A 587-nucleotide genomic window follows, 5' to 3' on the forward strand; every position below is an offset into this window, starting at 1 on the left:
ATTAAAAAAGCTGTTGAATGGTGTTTCAGCAGACGTTTTAGATGAATGTGCGAAACCGAAAATGCAACTTATCTCTATGCGATTACCAACTACCTTGATTGATGATTTAAAAAACATAGGAGAGATGGAAAATCTAGGTTATCAAACTTTGGCGAGAGAAGTTTTAACTAGATTCGTTGAGGCAGAAAGCCGTAAAAAATTGAATCAATTGCTGTCAGAGTGTAGAAAGTTAAAAAAAGAGGTTAAGTCTTTGAAAGAAAGCGAACATAATCAAGAAGAACATCAAGAAGCAAAGTTCGCTTAGTCAATCAAAACTAGAAAAAACTAAAGCCCCTTATTGCTTAGCAATAAGGGGCTTTAGTTTTTCTGTATCTGTATAGAGGTGGATTATGGTAAATGAATTTAAGGGGTGGAAAGCACCGGATCACGTGCTCTGAAATAGACCTGCTATACTGCCAATAACGCACAAATGTATGTCCCAATAATCTATTTATAGAGATCCGCTATGCCACTGCTCAAAACCTCATTGATTCGTAAAACAATACTCTTTTTAGTCGCTGCGATGCTTTCTTTTTCAGCGATGGCTG

1 pseudogene is annotated in these 587 nt (G+C 36.6%); it reads left to right on the plus strand.

The window, feature by feature from the left end:
• Positions 1-304 (plus strand): annotated as a pseudogene (locus tag I6E69_RS20515) (BrnA antitoxin family protein); the annotation flags it as partial.
• Between the last annotated feature and the right edge of the window lie 283 nt (positions 305-587).

This window comes from Pseudoalteromonas sp. NZS100 (assembly GCF_015864815.1).
Taxonomy (GTDB): domain Bacteria; phylum Pseudomonadota; class Gammaproteobacteria; order Enterobacterales; family Alteromonadaceae; genus Pseudoalteromonas; species Pseudoalteromonas distincta.